Origin of the sequence: Duganella vulcania (assembly GCF_009857655.1) — a bacterium.
Classification (GTDB): Bacteria; Pseudomonadota; Gammaproteobacteria; order Burkholderiales; family Burkholderiaceae_D; genus Rugamonas; species Rugamonas vulcania.
Genome location: NZ_WWCX01000001.1, coordinates 142473 through 168138 on the forward strand (window position 1 = coordinate 142473; position 25666 = coordinate 168138).

Sequence of the window (25666 nt, forward strand, 5' to 3'; positions counted from 1 at the left end):
GCGTTTGGATGAGCCGATATTTCTTTGCCTGTCGTCTCCACCGTTTCCCCTCAATCGCCCGCGCGCCTACGGCAATCCGAGCATCGCGGACTACGGTAACTTCATCGTCGAGTACCCTGGAGCCAATCGTGCGCAACCTTGCGAAGGGCGGCAACGTCTGCTTGCAGCTGGGCGATGTCTACATCAAGGGCAGCCCCGCAAAATCGACCTACATCCACGAACTGATCGTGGACCTGAAAAGGCGCCTCGGTTTGTTCTACATGAATACCATCACCTGGCGCTCGAACAAGCCACCGGGTCCGATCGCCTGGAGCGCCAAAAAACGCATCCAGTGCCACGACGCCGCCGAATACTGCATCTGGTTTAGCAACGACCCGGAACACTGCATCGCGAACAACCAGCGCGAACTGGAACCTCACACGGAAAAGCACCTGCAACTGATCGCACGCGGCGGGGAAAACCGCACGGCGATCAACGGCGACGGCGCCTACCGCATCAAACCGGGTTCCTACGGCAAGCCCACAGCGGGACGCATCATGCGCAACGTGCTCGAGATCTCGAACGTCTGCGCTAGCCAACGCGCGTACAAGCGGCGGGCCAAGGAGCTGGGCCTGGTCCCGCATGGCGCGACCATGCCCCTCGCACTGGCACGAAAACTGGTGCGGTTCTTAAGCGACGTCGGCCAGCTCTGTGTGGATCCTCTCGGAGGTTCCCTAACCACGGGTCTTGCGTGTGAACTGGAAGGACGGCCGTGGATCGCAACGGACGTCGTTTTTGATTACATCCGGGGCGCGGCAGAACGCTTCACCGAGTTCGAGGGATTCGAACTGGCACTGGACGTCCTGTAAGTTCAGCCATCCTACAGAAGGGAAATATCTCAAACCATGGTCATCGCATTCGAAGAAGTAAGCAGCTTGGCAGAGCAACTGGTGGCCTTCCGCAGCCGCGAAGAGAACCTCGTAAAATTCGACGGCCGTGACCAAGGCAACTATCTTGGCTACGCATGGAACGACCACGCCGCGATGATGATGACGGCCGATCCGACCGGCCTGTCAGCTGCGCTCATTCTGGCGGAGATGATCGAAGCGACCATCACCGGATCGCAGGTCAATCTGGGACGGGTACTGCGTGAAGCGGGCTATGTCGAGCGACTTCACCAAATCACATGCCTCGAGCGCAAGCTGCTTGAGCGCATTGACGGGCCACGCCAACGGCTCCTGGATCGCGTCGCGACGTCGCTGGGGGAAATTTCTCCGGACTTTGGCCGGCCAGAGCCGCGCGAACTTGCCATCTGCCTGCGCGACGCCATCTACGCCATGCACAAAGGCCTGACGCTGCGCTGGCTCACCTGCGAGCCGCTGCCAATGGCGGCCCACGTGCCATTATGTCCGACCATCAGAGCATTTCCCGATCTGCCGGCATTTGTCGATGCCCTACGCACAGGTCTCCCCTTTGGCGCGCACTTGGTACGCGTGGGCCGGCATCACACAGCAATCGGCATCAAACAACCAGGCAAGGCGGCCTACCTCTCTTCGCTGTCGATTAGCCAAGGAAGCCTGGCCGAAAACCGCGCGACAAACCACCACATGGCCGAGCGATTGGACCTGGATACGCCAGTCGAGCGATATCCAGATTGGAGCACCCTCCAGTCACAGGAACACCCGCCTGTGGCGATGACGGAATCGAACGACAATCAACTCTGTGGTCTGGAGCGGCTACCGCGGGACCGACTGTTGTGGGTGGCGATGGTAGTGGAGATGGCATCTCAGCGCATGGCCGCGACAGCGCCTGACGATGTCGAGCTGGTGGAAACGATGGCGCGGGCACTCGCACTGCCCCTATCGGACTCCAAAGCGCTCGCGCTGATTGATGCGAACTGGAGCCTACCGCCCCTCTCGATCGCCAACACCATCGACCAGTTCGAGTTCGCGGCGTGGGAGCGGCAGTTCCTTCAGGGTGCAATTGAGGGCATGTGCGAGGCGGACTTCTTCCAAACCTCAGGCACCAGTACCTACGGAATTTCGCTGACGAGCAAGGCCTTCGCGGAGTGGCCACGCTCGGGCAGCCACGAATCGGACCGCATGCATGAGACGCACGTTCAATTGCGCGCGGCGGCGCCCGACCTGGCCGGCACGCGCGCGGAGGTCGAGTCCGCCCGCCAGGCTCTTTTCGCACGCAACCTACTCACTTGGATACTGGCCTGGGGAAACCATCACTTTGAACACGCCTGGAACCAGCACAAGGAATGGTTCAAAACCAGACTCTCCAAAAACCTTGCAACAGCCCTGCAGTGTTGCAGCGTGCAATGGAGGAAAGACGATTTCCGCGCGGTGAACTGCCCGCACCTTTACAACCAGAACCCAAAGCGCAAAACGTATAGCCCAATGTGCTTTCTGAATCCAAAGAAGCCGGTGACCGTCGTTGCGCACCTTTCGCCGGCCGACAGCACCGAACTGGTCAAGATGCTGGGCTTAGGTGACGAACAGGATCTGCCGGCATTTCTACGTGGCTGGAGTCGTTTGCAGTCTTGGACAACAAGTGACCGATTCGACCGCGGTGAGGGCAGAGCAATTCCGTTCGACGTCCACGATCGGTGGTGTTTTGGACCGGAGCGGTGCTGCACCAGCTCAAATCGTATGGTCGAAGCGTCAGTCTGCTTGCATGACGAGAGCGTGGGGAATTTGGGCCTCCACCGAACCCAAGCCGCAGGGCCGGCCGCCAAATCAACGGGAAAGCGCGCAACGCTCGCAATTTGAATTTGACGCACCGCTCCGTATTCTGGGTACCAATCCACCTACCAGTGGATCACACACCTGGTCAATCACAAACGAGGAGCGCCGTCATGAACGAAGCCATCCAATACATGAGCCTGCTGGGCAACAAAGTCCATCATGAGCATGCCACCGCCGGGTCGCTACGCCGCAAGGCAATCGCGGCGGCGCACAGCGGCCGGCAGCAGAATGCCGCAATTCTCAAAGACAAGGCGGCTAAACATGATCAGCGGATGAAGCAATTCTGTGCCCGGCTGCGCCAGCCGATGTGGATGGCCGGACAGCAGCCCTAGACGCGCGAGCCTATCCGCCCGCAGCAGCCGTAGCATCCCACAGCCCAGCACGGGGCGCCGGGCCATCCAGACGGCGCCGCGCGCACCTTTCCCGCCCATCACACGGCGCGGACAGAGCACGCCGAACCTCCTCGCTTCCTTCGCCATAGTGCTGCCCTGGCACACCGTAGGCCCTCCCAAACTGGTGTTCGTCCCAGGCGCACCATCTAGTCGCCAACTCCAGCGCTGGGATCTGGCGCTCATAATTTGATTTCGCATCTTCGTTCGGTAGCTTGTCCGGTATCGCGGTCGGCATTGCAGCAGCACCGCCCCACTTGGCAACGGAGAACACTGATGGAGATGACCACCACCCAGCACCAATTCGCTTCGCGAGGCATGAAACCACTGTCTGTGATCGCCGAAGGCCGGGCGCATGGTGACCGCATCCGCTACCTGGCGGGCTGCCGCTGTGAGCAATGCCGCGCCGCCAATGCTGCATACGCCAAGTCGAGAAAGCAGGCACAAAGTGCCGGCGACTGGAACGGCATCGTCTCGGCAGAACGTGCACGCCAGCACCTCAAGGATCTCTCCAGCAAAGGCGTTGGCCGTCGTTCTGTCTCAGCAGCGTGCGACGTCGCAGAACCGATCATCGGCGAAATCCTGAACGGTCGCAAGCTGCGTATCCGGGCGCGTACCGAGCGCACCATCCTTGCGGTCACGCAGGCCGCGGCGTCCGACCGAAGCCTGGTGCCGGCCGCGGCAGCGTGGGCAATGATTAATGAGCTACTGGACGTTGGCTACACCAAGCGACAACTGGCACTGGCGTTAGGTTTGAAAAACGGCGCCCTGCAGCTGAGCAAGACGCGTGTCACGGTGCGCAGCGACTACGAGGTGCGCCGTCTTCACGAACGCTTGCTCCCTGCCTTGAAGGCGCCAACCGAGCAAAAGGCGCAGCCGCTGTCGTCGGACCAAGTCCTGCAGCAGGCCAATGAGACGACCAGGTACTGGAACGGCATCGTGTCGGCAGAACCCGTGCTCCAACACCTGCAACATCTCTCAAACAAGGGTGTGCATCTACGCGTCATCTCACAAGCGTGTGACGTGGCGGAGCAAATCCTCCGGAAGATTCTCAGCGGACGACAAAAGCACGTACGCGCGGAAACCGAACGCATGATTCTGTCGCTCACCGAGTCGGCGTTGTCGACTCACATCCTGGTGCCGGCGAACCGCGCCAGGGCCCTGGTCAACCGGCTTCTGAAGGCAGGCTATAGCAAGGCGCAGCTGGCACAGGCCCTCGGGCAGAAAAGCGCCTCCCTACAGCTGAACCAACCTTGCATCACTGCCCGACTCGACACCGAGATCGGCCAGCTGTATGAACGCCTGCGACCGGTATCGTCCGCCCGTGCCCTTCAACAACTGAAACAGCTCTCGCAGGAAGGCTATACCCGTACCCAAGTACGGCAGCGGGCACAAGACCTGGCTCGCTCGCTCGGGGTGCATGACGACGACCTCTCAATCAGCGGCCCAAAGATCGCCAATGAGAAAGCCGAGTTCATCGGCAAGCTGCACGCGCAGATGACGGACTGAATAATTTAGCGGCGTCAAGCGCGGCCGCCATTACCCGCCACTGCTGGAATTTGAATCCGCAACACGGATCCGTAGCATGGACTCATCCATAGGAGGAAGGCATGATTAGCCGACAAATCGTCATCGATGCACTGAAGGCCAGCGACCATATCATCACGCAGCACAACCTGATGTCCACGGCATCGCAACAGGATGTCGCCGCAACACTGAACCGCTTATTCGACTGGCGCAACGGCGTGGTTCACCTGGTCAACGAGGCGCTGGCCTGCGAGGGCGACACCAAAGCGCTGCGACAAGTTCTCCAAGATGCAGAGCAGATGTCGCCGATCCTGACCCAGACCATGGAAAGGCCCTTTCTCGATGTCCGCCAGACCATCATCGAGGAACTGCGCGCGGCCCTGGCTGCCCCGACCGCAGCGCCCCCTGCGGTCGGTCATGACCAGCAGCTGGCCGCACGCTAGCGCATACAAGCTGCAACGCCACAGCCAAGATACCCACCACCCAACTGGAGGAACCATGGGCGCCACCGTATTGATTGCACAAGCAGCGAGTACGCTTCGCCATACCAATGGCACGTTGATCTATTTTCTCTACGAACGCACTCACGAGCAAATCACCTCTGCGACTGAATGCACCTGGAACTGCATCGCGATCGGCACTTACACCCAAGTGCTAGGTAAGATCTTCCTGCACGCCGGGGCATGCGAAGCGGGCCCGCTCGTCGGTCAACATGGGACGCTGACCCCGGAAGACTACCTACACCGTTGGCGCCAAGCCATGAGCCGCCCGGCCCAGCAGCTCAACGTCACAATCGACCTCAGTATCGATCCATCACTGTACGCAGGCGTGCCACCAGAGCACGTCGACGCTGTGGCCAACCTGCTCGCAAGCGCCGGCCACAACACCTTGGCTGTCGCGCTGAACCACGGCAGTGCGCAAATCGAGCTTTACCACAGCCTGGAACTCGTACTGAACCTCTTCGGGACCCAAGGCATCCTGCCGCCATGGCGCGCCCTGCACTATGAACCGAACACCCTCCAAGGGGAATGCGACGTTCCACCCACGACCACCAGCAAGCCAGATGTGACCCCACCCATGGTGTATCGCATTGGTGAGACCGAGCGCCTGGTGAAGGTGGGTGACGGGCCATGGGAGCGCTGGGGCTGGCAACAGTCCACCGTTGCCCGCTTCATCACCGCCGAAGCGCATCACATCGAGCTGGCATTCCCGGGCACGGCGGCCGAGGCGATCAAAGCATTCCGACTGCTGTGCGCCCTAGCACCAAGCCTGCCGCCGACCACGAAGATCTCCGTTCAGCGCAGCGTCGCCCAGTTGCCGACCTGGTATGAGCATAGCGCCGACAACCTGGCCCATCAAATGGCTATCGCCATGGACAACGAGCCGGCGCCGGATAGCTATGAGGTCCAGTATGGCGCCGTCGTGGAGCGCGACGCACTGTACTACCTGTGCAGCCTGTCTCCGCTCCAAGTTCAGTGGGAGGTGCCACAGGCCCCGGCACGAGGTGTCAGCAACGGCAATGGCAACGGTCAGGGCGGCGCCCCGCACGGCGCAGTCAAGGCGGATCACCGCCACTAGTGTTGGAGTCGCATCGACACACAGGCCTTGCACCATTCGGCTGGAGCGCTTCAATGCCCTCGCCTATCCAACCACGGCACAGACCAACTTCACTTCTATAATCAAGCGGATCGTCCCATGAAACAAGACATCAATGATCGCCAGGGGCAGCAATTCTCCACCTCCGCCCACGTGGTGGCTTTGGGGAATCCCCCCCTTCCCAAGAAAGCGAAAGAGCACAAAATGAAGCTCCTCAAGCTGATCGAGGACCAGTCGCGCCGCTACCACCACCGCGATGTGTTCATCGACTTCGTCACCGTGGCCGCGATCGAGCTGGCGCGGGCCGACTTCGGGCAGGTTGATCGCAGAGAAGCAATCTACATGGAACGCCTCGCCCGCTACAACAAGGTCGAGCAGACGCGCTTTGTTGCAATGCTGCACGAGCTGGTTGAAGCCATGGACGCCTGCCCTTCGGACATCCTGGGCGAAGTCTATATGGAAATGGGGATGGGTAATGCGCGCACAGGACAATACTTCACACCCATTGAAATGTGCAAGTTGATGGCCGGGCTGACCATGCAGCGCGTGACGCAAGAGAAGCTCGACCACGAAGGTCACGTGCGCCTGCACGAACCGGCCTGCGGCTCAGGCTCCATGATCATCGCCGCCATGGAGGCGCTGCGCATGCGCGGGATAAACTACCAGCAGCACATCCACGTGACCGCGATCGACCTGGACCCGACGGCGGCCAAGATGGCCTTCATTCAGCTGTCACTGCTGCATGTTCCGGCTGTGGTCATCCACGGCAACACCCTCACACTCCAGCAGTTCGAGGTATGGTACACGCCGGCGCACATCCTCGACGGCTGGGCGATGCGCTTGCACCGCCAAGGCGAGCAAATAGCAACCGCGGCCGCGACGACCAGCGCCAGCGCATAATGCCACGTGTGTGACTATTCTCAGCATCGCCGCCGCTCGTCCTCATAAGTCGCCGCCCCCCGTTCTCATCGGATGCCGCCACCTGTTCTCATTGACCTACGCCACTCGTTCTCGTGTGGCTCCTCCAGCGCTCAGCCTGAGCGGCGGTCATTACTTTAGAGATAGCGAAGGACCGCTAATGGCCGAAACCGGAAGCTCGTCGCGGCCAGGGTACCTCAGCAAAAAACGGGTGACTTCGCTACTGCTGGCCCGGTAGTCATATTAATTTCCAAAACGTCGCATCCATTTAGGAATAGTCACACCAATTCCGCAAATTTCATAGCCGGGCATTCAAGCCACGACTGTTCGCATTTCGAGTCGACGGCTTATAAGGCGGCTTGTCCGCAATGCGCAGCTCCTTCTCCAGCTCCTTCGACAGTGCCCGGCCGCTGGCGTTGAGTAAGATCGTCGCGGTCGACTCTTCTCGGATAGCAGGCAGGATCGAGATCAACTCCGCTTCCGAAATCGAGTTGATTTTCGTGTACTTCAGAAGAAAATCGCGAAAGCTCTGGTCTCCGTCCAGCCGAAATGACACCGGGTATCTTTTCTTGCCCGTTTCCTCATTCTCCTTTGTTCGGAGCGTTTTTTGACCTTCTTCCTTGAACTGCTCTGCGATAGTAGTGAGTTCTTCAAACAGTACGGTCTTGACCTCTCCCTTGTTCGGCTTTGCCGGCCACACGACGTAGACGAATTCTGCGTGGGCGGTTGACAGGACCTGCTTGCGCAGATTGAGCAACCTGGTCAGTTGGTAATTCTCTGCCTCACGTTTGAGATCGGCCTCCATGGGCTTATCGTCTGCAAGTGCTCTCGCCAGGCGCTCGGTAGCCGCGTCCTCCCAATCGCCCGTCTCATCCTCACCGCCTCGCGCAGCGGCATCGCCCCGATCGTCGCTGTCTCTGTTTTCGCGACTTTCCTGCTTCTTTTTGGCAAAGGCCTTGCGCCAGATGTTCACTGTCGTGGGGTCCTGCGCGGTGAGTCTTTTAGCTTGCACCACGATCACGCGATAGACAGGGATGCCATGTTCCAGATCGACAAAGATAAGGCTGAAATCGGCACCCAACACGGTTTCTTCCTTATCGCTGTAGTGCTGATAGAGGACTCGCTCGTCAGCCCCATCTCGCGGCCAGACCCAGAGGCGTGGCCACATTTGGCTAGCAGCGGCCAGTGAGGCGGCAAAGGACGCGCTGACGGCCTCCTCGCCCATCCCGGAATAGAGAGCGCCCTCGTGCAGAAGGTAGAACGTCTCTTCGATGATCATTTCGATCATTGAGGCCGGCGCGCCGGTTGCCTTCTCGACGGCGTCGTCCTGACGGACGGCTTCCGCGATCACTTGCTGAACGGCCTGGACGGCCTGTGTATATGGGGCGGTTTCCGAGGCCGTGGTGGATTTGTAGGAACCTACTTTTCTGCTTGAGGGTTTCATGTTTTTTTCTGGCTGCTGTGTCGACGGCGGTTGAGGGACAACGTATTACGCATGCTAGGCAAAACCCGTCATCATTCTAGTCGAGCTGTACGTTTGCACCACAGCCCCGTAAAAATGTTCCCCCAACTGTGTTCGTGACTGTCCGTCCCTGGCCAAACTTGGCCGATGGGCAGAGGATATCATCTTGCCCCTCTGAAAAATACGCGAAATCTCACCGGTCTGAGCGGCGGCTGTGCATAAGAACAAATGGCGGCGAACAGTGAGAACAGGTGGCGGCACCCAGTGAGAATGGGGGGCGGCGACTTATGCGAATGGGTGATGGCTATAACCGAGAACAGCTGGCGGCAGTGATGCGAATACTCAAGCTGTGATCGCGGGACGAAAAAAAACCCCATCGCGGATGGGGTTCTATCGAAGCAGTACTCCTTTCTGAACAATGCGCTTCACCTAGGCTGCAACTGCGGCTAAGCTGGGTTCAGACACGCGACGGGCGCACTCGGCAGCGGCCAAGTCAACCGCCATCACTTCCCAGTTCTCTTCCAGCTCAAGATCAACGGAGCCGGCATCATCAGTCGCCATCATGTCAGCGAGCGAAGCCAGCAAGGCCCTGGGGGGCGAGAACGCCTCGGCCGACTGCTCATCCTTGGCACGGATGCGTAGCGTCACGTTCACAAACACCTTGCGTTGGTCGTCGTCATCCTGTCCGTCGTCTTCAGAAATATGGCCGCGAATTACAGCGACGACGTCCGCAGGTAAGGTGTTCTCCTTACCTGCAACCTCCGTGAACCCGATCGCTTCCGATTCCGTCAACTCGCAGTCGGACAAGTCCGAACTGGTAAAGCCTACAGCTTCAAACTCGACGTCGAACTCCATCAAGAGTGGTTCTTGGCGCTCCACAAAACCAAACTCTACCTTCAGCTGCTCGGCTTCGACATTGGCCTTGGCGATGAGCGACACATCATGCGCCAGACGATTATTGATTTCGACGGCCTCCTTTTCGATGGCAGCTCCTGTCATCGGATGGATAGCGGCACCTTCAAGCTGGCGCCGGGCATCATGCACCAGTTGTGGCTGCAAGCCCAACTTGTCTGCAGCAAGGATCATGATGGCCAAACCATCAGCGTAGGTGAACTTCTTCATGGGATCTCCTTTGCGCGCACAATTGACTCCCGCTAGGATGGAGTGATGTACGCAGATATTGAACGATAGCCGTTGATTGGCCGGGAAGGAAAAAGTCAGGAAGCAGCCGGGGCCGCTCCTGACTTTTCTAACAGACAGCCGCCAAGGACTAGCCGGCCGCCTTTTCTTGGAACGCATCGCGAACCTTCTCGAGCTGGCTGATCGCCGAATTGAGTCGATCAATCGCCGTCGAGACGCTGTCGCAATCTTCCTTCTCGGACAGCTCCAACAGCAGGAACGTCAGAAGCGTGTCACCAACGTTGCGCACATCGGCAGGGTCTTGCGCCAGATGGTCGCCATTGTTGTACGACGCGATGACAACCTGCTGAAACTGGTCCCAAGGTGAATCCTTGATACCGGTGCGGACCATTGGATGGCAGAAGGCACCGCAGCTCTGACACTCGCCTGAGGGCACAGTGTCGCCGGCATCGACCCGCAACGCGAGATCGACGATGTCCTTCAACATGGCTTCAGTGTGCACCTTGCCGCAGTTGGCGCAGCAATGCAGCTCCAGGTGAGCCGCTGCGTGGTGTGCAGCATCCAGAACGGCGAAGTCCTCCTTCAAGAACTCCACTGTGGAGGTGGTATCGCCGCAGCGCCAGGTCCACTGCTCCGGATCGCCACTGTCCACTTCGAAGGTAAAACCGATTTCGATCAGAACGTCTTTACTCAGCATGTCAAGCTCCTTGAGAAAGCGGAGACACACCTATCCCACGTGGGAATGGCGTGCGTTCCCCGCGGGGTTGAAAAAAGAATGGAAAAAGCCGCGCAAGCGACATTGAGACAGAGGGACGCGACAAAGCCGTCCCACACTACGAGAGAACCTCTGGACAGCGACGGGCAAAGCCCGTTGGACTGTTTAAAGCCCTGTCACGATCCCGTGCAGCTGGACGTACAGGTCGCGGGAAATCTCCTGGTAACCAGCTGGAGTCACAACCATGGCGCCGCTCTCGAAGGCGTAGCCGTCGCCATCCTGCTCACCACCGTCCTCGTCATAAAAGCGCGACGCGATGTTGTCAATGAAACGAACAGGGTCGTCGGCCACGAATCGGAACAAATGGATATATTCCTGCTCCCCGTTGCGCTCTTTCAGCTTGCCGATATAGTGCGTGGGTTGGGATGCCGCTTGTTCGTCGGCATCCGTTTGGGAAGGCTGGATACGCTCGCTCGAGAGTACGACTACCCCAACAGAATTCGAGGTGAACGTGCAGCCCATGTCCTGGATGCAGTCATGCACGCTCGCCCCAGGTTGCACTCGTAACTGCAGCTTGAAGCCCAACGTGACGGTTTGCTCTTTTGGCTGTTGAGGGTTCGCCCTCGCCTTGGCATAAGCCAACGCCTCGGGTGTGATTTCTTCAACATCGGTCACACCAAAATAGGCGCAGACTGCGTCCACGATGCGAACAAAGAACGGGCCACTCCAGCTAACGTGCAACCGGCCGATCTCGTCGGAGCTTTCGTCGTTGTCATCCAGTTCAACAATCTCCTTGTGCGGCAACAGCAAGATCGTGTCGGTGGCGTCGAAGCTTTCCTCACCAATGTGGATAGCCTCATCACCCTTGCGACCGCCCCATTGTTGCTTGGTGAACGCGCCGATGATCCTGCGATTCGTGACCACAGCCATCAGATAGCCTTCGTGGTTTTCGACCGTAAAGGTTGTTTCCTCAGCTCCAGGCATGCTGCCGAGGAAGTCGTCCGCGAGGTTGATTGCGGTATGGAGATCTTGCAGCTCATTGTAGTAGTTGCCATCTTGCTTGATAGTGTAGAGGTCGGACATGATTTACTCCTTGAGAAAGCGGAGACACGCCTATCCCAGGTGGGAATAGCGTGTGTTTCCCCGCGGGGTTGAAAAAAGAATGGAAAGAAGCCGCGCAAGCGACAGAGAGACAAAGAGGACGCGACAAAAGCGCTCCTCTCTTCAGGAGAACTGCTGGAAATCGAGGGCCAAAGCCCATTGCTGCGCTTTAAGAGGACTGGCGAGCAGCTTGCCTGGTGCCGAGCACCGTGAAGTAGCCCCTATCTTAGCAGCGACACCAAACCTGTCAATAGGTACCCTGATGGCCGCCGCCACGAAATCCATCAGGCCGCGCACGGGTCGTGGAATCACCTCGATGGTGGTCAATGGCCCACGTTGGGCGCCGGCATCACAGCGGATTGAACTGCCCGCTTTTCAGGAGCAGGTTCATGAGAATGGCGGGCGACAAGGTCACTTTGCGCTTCTTGGGCTGCTTTTGCATCTCAAACTGGCCGCCCGTGGTCTCGACAATCAAACCGCACTCCTCCGGCACCTCGGCTGGCAGGATCATCCCGGCCTCGGCGACGTAGTAGACCCTCTCGGCCACCATGAAGTAGCACTTGCGCTTGGATGCGTCACGCACATCGGCGAGGAAGTCGGCCCGGCTCACTTTTACCTCGTGAACTTGCGGGGCCAGCCGTCCCATGTCGCACGTGGCCACCACGGAAAACAGGTCAGGTCGCATGCAGTAGCGCGCACCATCGGCATCAGCATCGGCCAAGATCTGGATGTTTTCCCAGGTGACGCGACTTTGCGAACGTAGTGCGAATGCCAGACGCCCAGCCAGTTCATGGTGTGGCCGGCATCGCTCGACCTGGCGCTCATGTTCTTCGGCCAGCACCACCTCGCCCAGTTGGGAAATGCGGAACCGGACAACGGCGCCATCATCATGCGTGCGCTCGATATACCCGCGCGCGGCCAGATCGAGATCGATGAGATCGGTCCGGCTGCCGGCACCGCCCTTGGCTCCACGCCAGTAATGGCGCAACCTGGTGAAGTGCTGTCGGGTCAGTTCGAGTGGTGCGAGTGTGCTCATCAGTAAGGCCCGTCTCCCGCGATAATCGCAGGGAAAGCCACCCCGGCCCGATGAAGAAGTCGTATCCGGTCAGCCATGGTCGCGTCCACCCCATCGGGGCTTGGGTCCAGGCGTATGGAAGCGGTCGTCGAAATCTCCTTGAACTTCCTGGGCCCACCCAACGGCGCCCCGACTTCCAGGTCGTACCACTCGGATGCACTCTCGAGCGTTCTTGCCGCCACGTAGTCACAGTCATCGACGAGCCACACACGCAGCGTATCGACCGTCATCGACGCATGCCGCTCAGAAGGCACCTCCACAGATGCACGGCTTTGTTCAGCCTGGAGCACGCGCTGTTCCCATTGGCCGCGCGACTCCCCCTTTCGCATGGCGACGGCACTTCTGCCGCCCGTCAGCAAATCGGTACCTCCTCGCACTTGCGACTCCAGGGCCTCGCACCGCGTCGACAGCTGCGCGATCGTGCGACGGGCGCGCCTCATCTCACCATGGAATTGGTCGACCCGCCCAACACGGGCAAGCAAGGCCGCCAGAAGTAACCACTCGCGCCTGAGATTGACCTCGTGGCGCCACACGCCCTGCTCTCCACGCGCGACCAACACGTGGCCGGCACGCACATGCACATGGCCAAACTGATCGACCTCGATCAAGCCCCACCTGTCGGGCAACTCGTCAAGCCCGATGAGCCCGACGGGCGCTGCGAAATAGCGGAATGTGCCGATGCCAGTGCAAGGTTGCACACGATGCGCCTTGGACGCATCGCGCAGAAAATCGCCCCGACTGACCTTGGCCTCGACAAGGACCGAACAACAATCACCGGCGACGGACCGCACCCCAAACGCATCACCACGTTCACCTGGCTCACTCGCCCCGGCTTCGTTGACGGCAAACGTGCACCCCGGCCCAAGGCGGCCAATGGGCCGCTGAAGCCAGGCGACCGAGATGCCAGCGATCTGTGCGTGGTCAATCATCCGTTGCAGGTCAAAACGAGGGAACGCCGTGCAGGTGCCGCGTCAGGTACCAGCCGACGCGAGCGCGGCCTTGCCGGAGGTGCCGGCTGGCGTCGCGGGCCCGAAGAGCGCTGCAACGAGAGGGTCGCGCACTGGGCGGTGGCGGCTTAACTTGACAGCGAAATCTTCGTCATCGGCCAGGATGTGAAAGCGCCGCGCGTTGCCCGCATCATCCTTCCCCAACCGCGACTTTACGGCCGTGTTCGATCGGGACGCGGCCTTCTTCACTTTTTCGGCAAGGGAAGCAAAGCCGGCCTTAAGACGCGCAGGATCCGCGGTCACCTTGAACAGCTGTCGGCCCGGCGTGGTGGCGGTACCATCGGCACCTTGCAGGGCTTCCACGATACCGACCTCGCGCAACTTGGTGACGTACTTTTTCGCACCAGTGTCGGAAAACTTTAGAAAGCGCTGAATGTCGTAGAGCGACATTTCGCGGCCTTGCATCTGGGTGACCAGCGACTGCATCTTTTCGAGCCGCGCGGATGTCGGCTGGCGCAACCCGACGTTCAAGCGGTTCAAGCCAGCAAAGCTGTATTGGGAGCTGTCGACCCGGTTGGAGGCGCCCGCAACGGTGCTTGCATCGTCCATAAGTTGGTTGAGCGCGGTACGGTGGGAAGTATTCAACGAAGTTCTCCTGTTGTCTGGACTACGTTTTACGCAACCGGTTGCTCGCCGGTGCTGTGCATCGCGACCCGATTGGCGGCCACGGACTTCCACGTCATCGCAAGGCAGAGCATTGCGATAGCAGCGAAGTAGTAAGCCTGCCCTGTCATGACCAAGGTGCAAGCGCCAACGGCCATACCTGTGCAGACGATCGAGGGCCACAGCGTCGAGCCGCTGGCGGTCAGCGCCAATACAGGAATCATCACCAGTGACCCGATGCGCAGCATGAAACTCGCACCGCACAGCACCACCGCAATCAGAGGGATTGAGTTGTGGGATGCGCTCAATTCCCCAGCCAGCCCGTGAGCCTGGTGAACCGCAAAGGCGTACATGCCGCAGAACCAGATCAGAACGAACAGTTCCCTCCAATGCGGCTTGACGGTCTTCAAGCTGGCCAATACCAAACGCAATTTATCTTTCACCTCTGACTCCCTCAGAAAAGAGCAATAGCATGGAGCTGCGCACGCGCGTTATAAGAAGACTGGCCTCGCATAGCCTGCATCGAATTCGAGACGAGTCTAGCGACCCGCGCCACCGAAAACCAATTACGAGCGCCAGAGGCTGCCCGAGGACAGGTTGGCCGATTACACCATAAGGATGTGGTTTCGGATGAGCATAAGGTGCCCAAAACTGCACTCCTAACCACACACAGCGATGCATTCTCTTGCGACCATGGCGGTACGTGGCGCAGACCGGAATCTCCTGCGGGGCTCGACCACCCAACCCATAATCGAAGCCAAGGAAAAGGCATGCTCAAGCAAATCGTACTGGCAAGCTTACTCATCGCCGCCGGCGCGGCGCTCGCCGCAGATAGCCAGCCCTCGACGCCGGTCATTACCCGCGCAGCGCTACAAGCGCTGTCGCCGCTGGTGATCGCCGCCCTGGAGGAAATCGAGGCTGACCGGGGCCAACCGATTCCCGAGAGTGAATTGGCCGAGCTGTTGCAGAGCGAGGAATTTGCGGCGAAGTACAAGCAGGTGCGCAAACAATTTTGCACAGATCCGGCTAACCACCATTACGTCATCTGCATGGCCGACGACACCAATACGGACAACCATGCGGCGAACAACTAGGCCGTCCATCCGCGGCGACCGGCGGCAGCAGAGAACACCACCACAGCTGACATTGAAGGAGAATTTGTAAATGCTCGGATATACGACGACTCGCGCAACCAGGGGGCATCGCCGCCCGCCACCGCGACAATCCGCTCAGTTCGGGACGGGCAACGCGCAAGCCCTGCAAGGTGTTCGTTGGCTGCGGCGCGAAGGCTTTACCGTTGTGGCGAAGGAGCTGCAGGGCGTGGGCTATAGCGAGCCGGCCGACATGATTGGTTTTCGCGCCTCCTGCAGTGTCTTGCTGCGGCCAGTGGATGGCCGCGAAGAATTTGAGCGTGAGATGCAAAGTCCACGCGCCCAAGCGGGCACCATCGGGCTATACCGCCTGTTCATTTGCCCACCTGGCGTGATCCAGACCCACGAGCTGCCCTTTGGCTGGGGTCTACTCTATGCGACCGAACGTTCGATCGAGGAGGTGGTCAGGCCTCCAGGCAATATCTGGCCGGGGCCGGGGACCAAAATACCCGCAGTGATGCGCTTCCAGCACCAACCAGACCCGCAAGCCGAGCGCCAGGTGCTGTTCGCGCTGTGCCGAAAAATGGCAGCCGGTGAAAACGTCGAATAACCAGGAATAGCGACGTAGGGCTGGCGCTCCGGCGCCCGCTAGTGCGACGCTGCCTGGGAATCGTTTGTCGCTGCCTCGCCATGCTCCCGGTCGTTTGAACCATGTCGCGCCGGCGGTACATCGAGCGACAGGGCTGCGTAGCCACTTTCGGCGAACCCCGTTTGAACGGCCGACATCGACAATGCCATCGATGCGAACGTCAACCAGCCACTCAGCAGTAAGCACGGCGCGGCGACCAGCGGGAACCACAGCATCGAAAGCGAAAACGCAATGAACAAGGCGCTGGTCAACAGTGTCAGCAGCGCACGGCGCATGGAGCCGCCGCGTCCGCGCAAGCGCGCAAACCAGAAGGCGCTCACCACCTGGACCGCTCCCACACACAGCCATACGAACACCAAATTGGCGAAATCTGACAAATGCCCCATCGGAACACGCTCCCATACGTTTGGGCCAGCAGCAACGCTACGTTGCCCTCCGGTACGGTATACAGCATGGGCGTACCCGTGTAAAGCGAGGCCCGTCAAAGCTCGCAGCCAACGCGGAAGTGCCCGGAATTTGACCTGATGCCGCCGAAACGCTATGGTGCTGGGGTGGCGCAGCTTCAAGCGACGGCCGACAAGAGCGCCAGGGCGGACATCCCAAGTGAAGTCTACGGCGCTGCGTGAGGCGAACAATCGCGCCGCTCATTGCAGCTTGCTACTGACGCCAACCCGGCTGCCACGACCAGTGCGCGATCGCGCGGCACGGCGCCCACGCCACGAAGGCACGCCGGCGCGTGCGACGTCATCATCGCCGCAATGACTCCAACCGAGGACGACTCACGATATGCAAGAGCTGTACATTGAACGCGAAAGCGCATTTCTCGCGCTGCCCGACACGCCCAAGCGTGTGCTGGGCTGTTACTGGAGCCCCAGCCATGCATTTCTTCAGGAGCTGGCAACCCAGCTGGCTGGCAAACGGGTATTGGAAATCTTCGCGGGCCATGGCTACCTGGCCGCTTGGCTCGCCACCTTTGGCGTATCCGTGCGTCCCACCACCGCCCTGAGCAATGCGGAGGACCGCCATAGCCTAGGCTTTTACCACCACGTGGAAGACCTCGGCGCCGTCGACGCCGTCAAGCGGTATGGTGCTCAGGCCGATATCCTCCTGGTATGCTGGCCATCGGTGACCAACGAAGTGTTGCGGGCGGCATATCATTGGGGGCAGGACAAGCCCATTGTCTACATCGGCGAATGGACCGACCGCAGCAAAAATCAGCTGGCCGGCTGTGCCTCGGACATGTTCTTTGACATGGTCGCACAAAAAAAGGTCCTGCAATCGTATCGGGGAAACAGCTACGAGGTGGCGGCCGTCTGCCAGCTCGACCCCGAAGGCGCTGGCAAGCGAATCGACATGCGCCAATTCGCACCCGCCCCGTTCTAAGATCTAACGCACACCTATACGACGGCTGGGTACTGCGGCACCATCGTCGAACGGATATTGCGCTGGCGTGAGATCATATTTTTCGCGCACGCGCGCACCATGTCCATGTCGCCACGCGCGAGCCATCGCCGCAAGCTTGCCTCGTTATCGCCACGATCGAGGTATTGAACTTTCTCCGCCTCGATCTGCTCCAACATGGACTGCACGTCGGCAGGCAGGCCATGGTCAGCCATTCGGCGCAGCGCCTGCTGCTGCGCGATCACAGTGGATGCAATCGCTCGCGCAAATGAATGATCACCGTTAGCCAGGTTCACACGCAGGCGTTGCATGTCATCGCAGCGCCCAGGGTATTCCCACTGCCCGTCCTCGACCTGTTGCATCAACTCCTGCAGCTCCGCAGGCAAGCCGTGCCGGGCCACCAGGCGTAACGTTCGCTGTCGCGCACCGATCGTCTTGGCAATGCTGCGCGCCATCATCAAGTCACCACGGCTCAGCCATTCCTCCAGACGCTTCAAGGCCGCCTGGCGGTCCGGGTAGGCGATCTCATTGGCGGCAATATCATCTAACGCCGCAACCAAGTCGGATGGCAAGCCGCGATACGCCATGACGCGCAACGCAGTCTGGCGCTCTACGATCAATTTCGCCGATACGCGGGCGATACTGAAGTCCGCCTTCGATAGCCAGCCATAGAGCCGCGCGAGGTCACCTGACCTGTCGGGATACCCGAACTTCTCAGCTTCAATCTGCTCGAGCACCACGCGAAGGTCTGAGGGCAGTCCCTCCGCATCCACCAAGCGCTGCATAAACTGCCGCTCGTTCATCAAGGCGGCGACGGTCCTAGCCATGTCGAAGTCGCCGCGCGCCAGCCAAGCTTGCAAGCGCGACAGGTCAAGGTGCCGCTCCGCGTACGGATGCGCCTCCTGATACACCCGGTCGACCTGCAACTGCAGATCCCAAGGCAAGCGGTCATGCGGGGCAGCGGGCTGGTTCGCGCAGGCGACGCTGGTGTTTGTCATGTTTCCCTCTTTGAATTGATGCGGTTCTTCGCCAGAACCGCTGGTCTCAACTGAGCAACTCGTTGTATCCCTTGCCGCACAGATGAACGCCAATGTCAAAATGGTGCGCCAGCCAATCATGACGCTCCTCGATAACCGTTACCTCTATCACGACGCGGCAGGATAATTCAAATACTCGACGGGAGCGCCCGCAGAGCACGTGCGAACGCACGTACTCTTGGCGAACGCCGGTGCGCGTTGGGTCAAGGGCGACTGGCTAATGGAGCGTGGAGTACAGCAGGCCTACGAGCCGAGACGACTGCGGATGTGGGTGGGATGGCGGGACTGGAGGTGAGGAATTGCGAAGGGAGACGCATCCCCCTTCGCACGCACATCAAACAGCTGCGACTTGCGCCGCGCAGCCGGCAGCATCGCCGGTGGACGGAGCCGGCGCGGCAACAGAACCTGGCGGGGCGGCGGGCTTGCCGAGCGGGACTTCGTTGTCCTTGAAGTTTTCGAGATGGTTGGCGTAGCGGCTGAAGCGGCGCGCGCGGAAGTTCAAGCTCGCCTCACGGTCCAGGCGATCATCACGCTGGGCTGGCGTTTCAATGGTAGTGTGCATGGCAGATCCTTCTCTAGGGTAGAAGAAGGGGTGGTGTACGTTCCCCACCCCTCGGGATTTGAAACAACGCCGAAAGCAGTGCATCGTCCGGCGTTGCTACCCAGATTACGGATCAAACCAAGAAATTCAAATTGTGAGGCGACGACGTCAGTGCCAGCACGCGAGCGCTCCAATACGCCCCCTGATCGTCCTGGCCTACATGGCCGGGCTATTCCTGCAACCAGCGCAACATCGCGGGATACGGGTTCGCCACACCAGGGCGGGCGCGCGCGCACATGCCAGCATGGTATAGGCCGTTGATGCCGCGGTGCTGTCCCAGCTGCAGTTCCAGGCGGGTAGCGGCGCCGGCGCCACTGAAGTCGGCATCGTGAATGATTTCCTTCGAAGGCAGTCCAATGGCAACGCCGGCGGCCCAGCTCCAGGCGGTCGCTTCGAGCTCGCCCGACTGCAGCGCCGCACGTTCGATCGGGTGATCGGGTGGCAACCTCAACCGCGTGATGTCGTCGAACATACGCGCCATACCGGACCGGATATCACCGCTAAACCAAGGGCGGTAGCGCGCCCCGATAACGGCCAGGTGAGCGGCTTCGTGCAGCAGCTCGGCTGGCGCACACGCGGGATCGACGTCGAGCCCACCGTCGCGGATGTACACATGGCCCGTGAACCCGGCAGCGCCCGGCTGAACATCGACCTGCATGCCGATCTCCCGCAGGAATGCTATCGTCCGCGCAAGCGCAGGAGCAAGCGCCGGCCCTTGCGTACGAACGGTTTCGCCCACTGCCGACACCATTAGCGAAGCTCCACGCCGTGCAGTTTTAGCAGCTGATCAAACTGGTCGATCGAGAGCCCATGTCCAATGACAGCGACGCGCTGCGCCATGTCATGTCCGCGCTCGGACTCCGCAGCCCAGCTGACAATGTTGGACGCCTCCGCTGGCGTCAACCCAAACTCGTCTTTGGGCGCCATGAAGCGCGCAACAGCCTCACGCAGGGTGTTGAAAAAGGTCATCGGTATCGTCCTTTGATGGTGGCGCCCGCAAGCCAGACGCGCGGCGACAGTGTACGTGAGCCCGAACGCAACATGGCTCCGCTTGAAATTATGCGATGAGGCCAGGCCACAGTCAAAATGGCACAAGGCAGTTTTGCACACGCCGCCGCTGATGGCGGGGCGCTCCGATCGCCGGCGTTGGCGTTGGCGTTGGCGTTGGCGTTGGCGTTGGCGGCCGCCACACTACCGCGTCAAAGATGGCCAGCGCCAGCTGTGCCTGGAAGCGCGCGGGACTAGGCACGGCAACCCCGCCACCTACACTCCCAGCTGTCTGTACTGGTACTCCCCTTCTTCCCCGATCGCACGCGCAATCTTCCCGCATTCGAACATCAAGCTCAAACACGTCTCAAGCCTGTCGCGGGTAAGCCTAGGACGCCAGCACTGGTCTTCGCCAAGGAGGAGCGAGCCAATACCGACATCGTCTATGCTCAATCGCATCCGTGTGCTGTCGGCGCGCGTGCGCGAGGCGGCGACTCCCAGGTGCTGCGAAACGAGGCAGTTCTCGATCAACGACTCGAGGAAGTCGCGTGCAGGCCACGCGCAACGCTCGCGGAAATAGGCCGCCCACCACGCCAGTGGAAGACGACTTGGCGCCGGGTGCACGACGTACTTCGACAAGCCCGGCGTGGCCATCATGTGCTCCACGTGCACCGCCACCAGCACCAGCAAATCGAGCGCCTCACAAATGGTGTCATCGGCCAATGTCAGCGCACGGACCGCCCCGGCAAGTGTCTGCGCGCGCCCCACGACATCACATTGCGGGTCGTGCATGGCGCACGCGAACAGCGCGTCAGCGTTGCCCGCTTTGGCTCTGTAATGGGCCGACCGGGCAGCCAATAGCGACTCTGACTGCCAAGAGGGCTGCGCCCGGGCGATCGCCGCCGACATCGCCACGGCAAAGGCGTGACTGGAGTGAGCTCCATGCTGCCAGATGTAGCGTTCGAGCGCACCAAAGAGCACCTCCATGCACAGGCGTTGAGCCTGGCGCAGTTGGAGTGCCCGCCAACGCCAGCGCGTCTGGTCCACCGCGGCCGGCAATGCGTGCAACGGCGCGCTGGTCATGGCAAAGCGGATGTCGCTAACTGACATCGGTGCCGACTCACGCTCCAGTACAGCCGAGATCAGATCGATCGTAGCCACGCGCGACTGCTCCTGGATGCGCGTGGACGCTGCTGGATACATCCGATGCCAAAACGCTGAGGTCTCATCAGGACGAAGCGCATCGAGTCGCCACGCCTGTGCAAACGCCTCCACGTCTGAAGTAGCAAGCTTGACCTTATCTATCTTGCGCAAGAACGTGTAATGTTGGTCCGCAAGCTCCGCGCGCAGCTGCGCATCGAGCGCCTTGGCCATGGTCTCGCCGGCCTTGGTGACGAAGAAGACACCGCTGACGTTGTCACTAGGGTATGCAATGGCGTAGCCGTTATCGCCCTTGAGTCCGGGACCGTAGTTGAGTGCGGAGATGATCGTCGTGGACTGGCTGCGCCCCATATCCTCAAAGCGCAAACTGGTCGTCAGCCGATGTTCCATGCGCTGATCGGCGCCGGCGATCCCGCTCACCGCTAAACCCTTCACCCGCTGGCTAAAGATGAACAGGACCTCGACCTTCTCACGAAACTGCGCGTACTCGCTCGCCTTCATCCCGGCGACGCTGCCTCGATAATGCTCCTCGTAGACCCAGATCGTCCAGGCAAGCAGGGAGAACGGACGGACCCGGTCGGCGACGTTGTTCATGCCGGGTAGCAGCTCATCCATCATCTGCAAATTGATCGCCCGAAGGCCGAGGAAGTCCACTCCGCGCGACGCTTCCGCATGCGCCGGTAACAGGAATGGTGCTTGGGTCGAATCGCTCATGGCGCGCCTCCATCGGCAGTCTTATTGATCAAGGTCACATGGCAATGGAGACACTCGGACACGCAGCACACCTTCAGTTCGGCGAGTATGGACGGATCGGGCTGGCGCTCATCGCGCCCGCCCACTGGAATACGCAAGTCTCCTTGGCACACCGGACACGCTTCCATGCTTCGAACGTCAACCACGCCATACGAGGACGTGCCGCCACGTGGCCCAACGGCCGCGCCCAGGCGTTTCATCATTCGCTCATTGCACTGGGCCCAATGCCCAGGCACGGCTCGCGCGCCGGCATCCGTCAAATACCGCTCGACCAGCCGGGCCGGTGTTGGGGCTTCCAATGCCCGCCGCAGAGCCACCAGCGCCTGATCCGGGACCTGGTCGACCAATTCAAAGCCAACCTGCGAGCTCAACCAGTCGCCAGCATCGCGCAACACGTCTTCCACGTTCGGCTGATGACTGGCGATCCCTGCGCAAGACAGGTTCGGCGCGTGGCACGCCACGGATTCCAGATACTGGACGGCACGCATGGTTTTCGCCGGCGCGCGGGATTGCGCCACGCATTGCATCAACGCCTCGGGGCCCGCAGTATTGTGATACGCCAAGACAGCTGCGCAACCGGCGACTTCAAATTGCACGTCCGCCGGAACCGGACAGCCAAAGTCGAGGTCGACAACCCTGTGCACCCACTCACCGATCAGCGCAACGGCAGTCGCGCTCTGCTGCAACGGGCCAGTATGGGCGCGCAGCATTACCTGCAACCAGGTCCGCTCAAGTTGGAAGAGCGACGCGCGCAACTGCTCTTGGCCATCGGAGCGCTTCGCCCGGCCAATCATCGTGAGAAGGCTGGTACGGCACCCGGCAACGACATCCGAAAAGCGGGACAGCAAGCCCCTCAACAACTCTTGCCCATCATCGGTGTCGTCGGTGTCGTCGGTCTCGTCCTCACCGTCCACCGAATTGCGTATGATAGGCTGCTCGGGCGCGCGCGCACCACCACGTCGCGCGGGCGAATCAGACCCACTTGCCTGACCCGAGCCAGCAAAGCCGGCGTGACCCAGCAACACCTGGGCAATCTGATCGGCCAACGGCAGGCCTGACACGCCGCCGGCCAGCGCCGCAAGCAGCCGATCGCTGTCACTCATGCGCTGCCCCTGCGGTCGATCTGTCACCAGGTCACGGGCGGACGCCACCGGCTCAGCAACGCCACCATGATCCCCCTGTGCCTCCGTGTCCCGTTTAGGCTGGCTGCTGTCCCGGCCGCCAGCGCCAGCACCACCGCTGTGCGCCATATTGTTCGTGAACGCGCTCACCTCCTCCATGAGAATGGTGAGCACCGCACTGAAGCCCGCGGCGGACTCGGCGCCGCTACGAACGTCGGCCAACGCCGAGAGCAGCGTTCGGTGCTGAGCGCCCATCTTAAGGATCTGCGGCAGCGCGATCCACCCGCGCGCGGTACGCTCGCCCTGCTCCATACGCACCTGCAGTCCGGCGTCGACCTCGGTGTTGATGCCGGCAGCCAGACTGGCCGCAAAGGTGCCATCCTCCTGCACCACGACCGTTTGCGACTGGGTTGGCGCCACGTGATCGCTATAGAGCTGCAGGTGCCAAACACCAGAGACGGCTTTGTCTCCACCAAATACCGTGCCTTCGAGTTTGCGCCCAGTCAGTGATCCTGTTACGAGCAGCTCGCCCGTCGCGCCCATACGTGGGAAGGTCTGCTGCACAAAGGGCAAAGGTTCATCCTCAACCCAGGCCACATCGGGCGCGGCGGCGCGACGATAGACGCCGCATTCGACGTTTCTGACCGAAGCCAAGGACTCCTGGGTAGCGTTGAAACTTCCCGTAAAGGTGATCACCTCGGCGCCTGTACGCCACTCAAACCACTTGGCATGCACAAAGCGCCGTCCATCCTCGTGCAGGTAGACAGCCCGGGTGTCGTATGGCCAGGCCGCGGCCAAATGGAACGGAAAAGGCGACGTCTGGCCATGTCGGTCCTGGCAAATCAACAGGCGCGCCGGCGAGGTGGCATCAGCCAGCGCTTTGATAGGACCGCCCTCGGGGTGGTGGTATGGGGAGGCGACGAGAAGTTGCTCGTACTTGGCGCCAGCGAGAAGGCTAACGAGCTGCTCGAGACCCGACTCATGCAGGCAATGCAGAAAGCGCACATCCTGGACATTTTCAAACCGCTGGCCCAGCCCCGTCAGGCGTTTCGCGACGGCGTCGAGCGCACGCGCGTCACCGATGACATCGACGCGGCTGGTACCATGGGCGAGGTCGTGGAAGAAGACGCCGGCCTGGCTGAACGCGGCGGCGTGCATCTGGGGACGAAGCTGCTCAAAAACCTCAACGCTTCCACCGTGGCCAGCGTATGTCAGATTACCGCTGCCGACCATGAGGACATCCCCGTCGCCGGAATCAGGCCACAGATGGATGACTTTGGGGTGAAAGATCCCACCCTTAACCGCTACCGGATGGACGGTATACTCTCGCCCGGCGTAGCGTGAACGCTGCTCGACCAAGCAATCTGCATACCCCAACTTGTCAACAAATATGTCGATATGGCTGCATCCTTGCGCGCGCAGACGCGGCAGGATATAGCACTCGAAATAGGTCAGCGAAAGTGTGAACGTGGTGAAGGTGGCGCGGCGCCAACGGCCGCTGCCAATGACTTCGAAAATGCTGGGGGAATGATCGGCCATGTACAGCGAGCAGGCAAAGAACCGAGTATAGCGCCATTTTTCCTACCGGAAACTAGCGAAATATCACATTCCCCACCCGCGCATTCAACCAACAATTTGAGCCCGTGCAAACTCGTCACGTGCCGAGGTAGGCGTGATGTCTGTCATACCAACATCACGCTACCCGATCGCGCCGATGCGGGCGCGCTCAATAACCGTGTTCGTTTGTCGCTTGAGTTGATCCATCGCGTCTTCTGACAGCGCAACCATGCGGCCATCAACGCTGTGCACGATAATTTTGACCTTTTTCTCGCAGTCCCAGACTTCGACCTGGTCGACCGTCTGCAACAACGCTTGCAAACGCCGATGCCCGCTAACGACGTTGTAGCTGCCATCGGGCATCCGATTAACTAAAATATCTGTTGTCATCATTTCTCCAATGCGCCGTCGGGCACCTTGCCTGGCCCCGCAGGCTAACCCCGCGCGCGCCAATCGACCTGGAGCCAAAACCGCAACGCAGAGCAGCATTATAGAAGGTCTCGGGCACCCCATCGCATGAACCGGAATGTCACCAACGCCTGCGTTGGACCAGCTCAGCCCGACCGAAGCAAGATTGGCGACGCCCACCGCAAACTAACGAATCGAGGCTATTCTGACGACGATGCGACGCTAAATCAAAATCCCAGCCCGGGCCTACTACTCGCCTAACACGGCCTTGGCGGACGTTTGAGCCACGACGGCGAAACCTCACGCAAGCGCGGCCTCGCGCAGTTTGTCCGGGAAGTCGGCAAACACCGTCTGCTCACCGCAAAGTGGCCAATCGCGCGACAACAGCAAATGGGTTATCTTGTCTGCAACTTGTCCGGCGCCTTCGGTGTCTGCTACTGGTCCATCGCTCCTCCTCGGCCTGTCACAACCACCGGGTCGCCTGTCTGAGGTCCTGCACTAAAGTCCACCGCAAGCGCAGTGCAAATCCCGGGATCTCTGACCGCCACTTCCCTTTAAGCTGCCGGCGCCAGATCTGCGCAAGCCTCGCGCGCAAGCTTGACAACATCGGCGGTACATACCTGGCTTGGATCGAG

Annotated in this window: 27 protein-coding genes; 10 read left to right on the forward strand and 17 right to left on the reverse strand. The window is 60.4% G+C overall.

Annotated features, from left to right (window positions below; translation table 11 throughout):
* Positions 1–128 precede the first annotated feature (128 nt).
* From GTP90_RS00610 to GTP90_RS00640, 7 genes are all read left to right on the forward strand, one after another.
* Positions 129–848: a DNA methyltransferase gene (locus tag GTP90_RS00610; protein WP_371875008.1), complete on the forward strand. Its 720-nt coding sequence runs from the start codon at positions 129–131 to the stop codon at positions 846–848.
* A gap of 36 nt (positions 849–884) precedes the next feature.
* The gene (locus GTP90_RS00615; protein WP_161081630.1) at positions 885–2756 is read left to right on the forward strand and encodes a hypothetical protein; all 1872 of its coding nucleotides are present in this window, start codon (positions 885–887) and stop codon (positions 2754–2756) included.
* A gap of 86 nt (positions 2757–2842) precedes the next feature.
* The gene (locus tag GTP90_RS00620) at positions 2843–3064 is read left to right on the forward strand and encodes a hypothetical protein (RefSeq protein WP_161081631.1); all 222 of its coding nucleotides are present in this window, start codon (positions 2843–2845) and stop codon (positions 3062–3064) included.
* 333 nt (positions 3065–3397) lie between these two features.
* Complete coding sequence (locus GTP90_RS00625; protein ID WP_161081632.1) at positions 3398–4630, forward strand: hypothetical protein; 1233 nt, start codon at positions 3398–3400, stop codon at positions 4628–4630.
* Between the two features lie 101 nt (positions 4631–4731).
* Entirely contained in the window at positions 4732–5091 is a 360-nt protein-coding gene (locus GTP90_RS00630; protein ID WP_161081633.1) for a hypothetical protein, read from the forward strand.
* A 55-nt stretch (positions 5092–5146) separates the two neighbouring features.
* Positions 5147–6226: a hypothetical protein gene (locus tag GTP90_RS00635; RefSeq protein WP_161081634.1), complete on the forward strand. Its 1080-nt coding sequence runs from the start codon at positions 5147–5149 to the stop codon at positions 6224–6226.
* Between the two features lie 117 nt (positions 6227–6343).
* Complete coding sequence (locus GTP90_RS00640; RefSeq protein ID WP_161081635.1) at positions 6344–7144, forward strand: N-6 DNA methylase; 801 nt, start codon at positions 6344–6346, stop codon at positions 7142–7144.
* Positions 7145–7460: 316 nt separating this feature from the next.
* On the opposite strand, the gene GTP90_RS00645 is transcribed toward GTP90_RS00640, so the two are convergent.
* The 9 genes from GTP90_RS00645 to GTP90_RS00685 form a co-directional block, all read right to left on the reverse strand.
* Positions 7461–8606: a hypothetical protein gene (locus GTP90_RS00645; RefSeq protein WP_161081636.1), complete on the reverse strand. Its 1146-nt coding sequence runs from the start codon at positions 8604–8606 to the stop codon at positions 7461–7463.
* Between the two features lie 447 nt (positions 8607–9053).
* Positions 9054–9746, reverse strand: a complete 693-nt coding sequence (locus GTP90_RS36320; RefSeq protein ID WP_175047943.1) for a hypothetical protein — start codon at positions 9744–9746, stop codon at positions 9054–9056.
* A 148-nt stretch (positions 9747–9894) separates the two neighbouring features.
* The gene (locus GTP90_RS00655; protein ID WP_161081637.1) at positions 9895–10461 is read right to left on the reverse strand and encodes a hypothetical protein; all 567 of its coding nucleotides are present in this window, start codon (positions 10459–10461) and stop codon (positions 9895–9897) included.
* A gap of 183 nt (positions 10462–10644) precedes the next feature.
* Positions 10645–11562: a hypothetical protein gene (locus GTP90_RS00660; RefSeq protein ID WP_161081638.1), complete on the reverse strand. Its 918-nt coding sequence runs from the start codon at positions 11560–11562 to the stop codon at positions 10645–10647.
* 141 nt (positions 11563–11703) lie between these two features.
* Positions 11704–11907, reverse strand: a complete 204-nt coding sequence (locus GTP90_RS00665) for a hypothetical protein (protein ID WP_161081639.1) — start codon at positions 11905–11907, stop codon at positions 11704–11706.
* 22 nt (positions 11908–11929) lie between these two features.
* Positions 11930–12616: a hypothetical protein gene (locus tag GTP90_RS00670; protein ID WP_161081640.1), complete on the reverse strand. Its 687-nt coding sequence runs from the start codon at positions 12614–12616 to the stop codon at positions 11930–11932.
* On the reverse strand, positions 12616–13584 hold the full coding sequence (locus tag GTP90_RS00675; RefSeq protein WP_161081641.1) for a hypothetical protein: 969 nt from the start codon (positions 13582–13584) through the stop codon (positions 12616–12618). The genes GTP90_RS00670 and GTP90_RS00675 overlap by 1 nt, the downstream gene beginning before the upstream one ends.
* A gap of 42 nt (positions 13585–13626) precedes the next feature.
* Positions 13627–14247, reverse strand: a complete 621-nt coding sequence (locus GTP90_RS00680) for an ArsR family transcriptional regulator (protein ID WP_161081642.1) — start codon at positions 14245–14247, stop codon at positions 13627–13629.
* A 29-nt stretch (positions 14248–14276) separates the two neighbouring features.
* Positions 14277–14708: a hypothetical protein gene (locus GTP90_RS00685; protein ID WP_161081643.1), complete on the reverse strand. Its 432-nt coding sequence runs from the start codon at positions 14706–14708 to the stop codon at positions 14277–14279.
* Positions 14709–15035: 327 nt separating this feature from the next.
* Between GTP90_RS00685 and GTP90_RS00690 the strand changes: the two genes are divergently transcribed.
* Together GTP90_RS00690 and GTP90_RS00695 are read left to right on the forward strand one after the other, a co-directional pair.
* Positions 15036–15359 carry a hypothetical protein gene (locus tag GTP90_RS00690; RefSeq protein ID WP_161081644.1) on the forward strand — a complete coding sequence of 108 codons (324 nt, stop codon included), beginning with the start codon at positions 15036–15038 and terminating at the stop codon, positions 15357–15359.
* Positions 15360–15429: 70 nt separating this feature from the next.
* A complete protein-coding gene (locus tag GTP90_RS00695; protein ID WP_217431919.1) occupies positions 15430–15966 on the forward strand; it encodes a hypothetical protein in 537 nt (178 codons plus the stop codon).
* A gap of 38 nt (positions 15967–16004) precedes the next feature.
* Here the strand turns inward: GTP90_RS00695 and GTP90_RS00700 are convergent, their stop codons facing one another.
* Positions 16005–16391, reverse strand: a complete 387-nt coding sequence (locus tag GTP90_RS00700; protein ID WP_161081645.1) for a hypothetical protein — start codon at positions 16389–16391, stop codon at positions 16005–16007.
* Between the two features lie 400 nt (positions 16392–16791).
* Here GTP90_RS00700 and GTP90_RS00705 point away from each other — a divergent pair, with 400 nt between their 5' ends.
* Complete coding sequence (locus GTP90_RS00705) at positions 16792–17388, forward strand: class I SAM-dependent methyltransferase (protein WP_161081646.1); 597 nt, start codon at positions 16792–16794, stop codon at positions 17386–17388.
* A 14-nt stretch (positions 17389–17402) separates the two neighbouring features.
* Here GTP90_RS00705 and GTP90_RS00710 read toward each other — a convergent pair whose 3' ends face one another.
* The 7 genes from GTP90_RS00710 to GTP90_RS00740 all read right to left on the reverse strand — a co-directional run bounded on the left by GTP90_RS00710 (position 17403) and on the right by GTP90_RS00740 (position 25013).
* Positions 17403–18524, reverse strand: a complete 1122-nt coding sequence (locus tag GTP90_RS00710; RefSeq protein WP_161081647.1) for a hypothetical protein — start codon at positions 18522–18524, stop codon at positions 17403–17405.
* A 253-nt stretch (positions 18525–18777) separates the two neighbouring features.
* Positions 18778–19005 (reverse strand): hypothetical protein, encoded by a 228-nt coding sequence (locus GTP90_RS00715; protein ID WP_161081648.1) that lies wholly within the window; start codon positions 19003–19005, stop codon positions 18778–18780.
* Between the two features lie 208 nt (positions 19006–19213).
* Positions 19214–19702 (reverse strand): hypothetical protein, encoded by a 489-nt coding sequence (locus GTP90_RS00720; protein WP_161081649.1) that lies wholly within the window; start codon positions 19700–19702, stop codon positions 19214–19216.
* Between the two features lie 92 nt (positions 19703–19794).
* Positions 19795–20013: a hypothetical protein gene (locus GTP90_RS00725; RefSeq protein ID WP_161081650.1), complete on the reverse strand. Its 219-nt coding sequence runs from the start codon at positions 20011–20013 to the stop codon at positions 19795–19797.
* A gap of 294 nt (positions 20014–20307) precedes the next feature.
* Positions 20308–21906, reverse strand: coding sequence for a hypothetical protein (locus GTP90_RS00730; RefSeq protein WP_161081651.1), 1599 nt, complete (start codon positions 21904–21906; stop codon positions 20308–20310).
* Complete coding sequence (locus GTP90_RS00735) at positions 21903–24605, reverse strand: phospholipase D-like domain-containing protein (protein WP_161081652.1); 2703 nt, start codon at positions 24603–24605, stop codon at positions 21903–21905. The genes GTP90_RS00730 and GTP90_RS00735 overlap by 4 nt, the downstream gene beginning before the upstream one ends.
* A 159-nt stretch (positions 24606–24764) precedes the next feature.
* Positions 24765–25013, reverse strand: coding sequence for a ParB/Srx family N-terminal domain-containing protein (locus GTP90_RS00740; protein ID WP_161081653.1), 249 nt, complete (start codon positions 25011–25013; stop codon positions 24765–24767).
* Positions 25014–25666 lie beyond the last annotated feature (653 nt).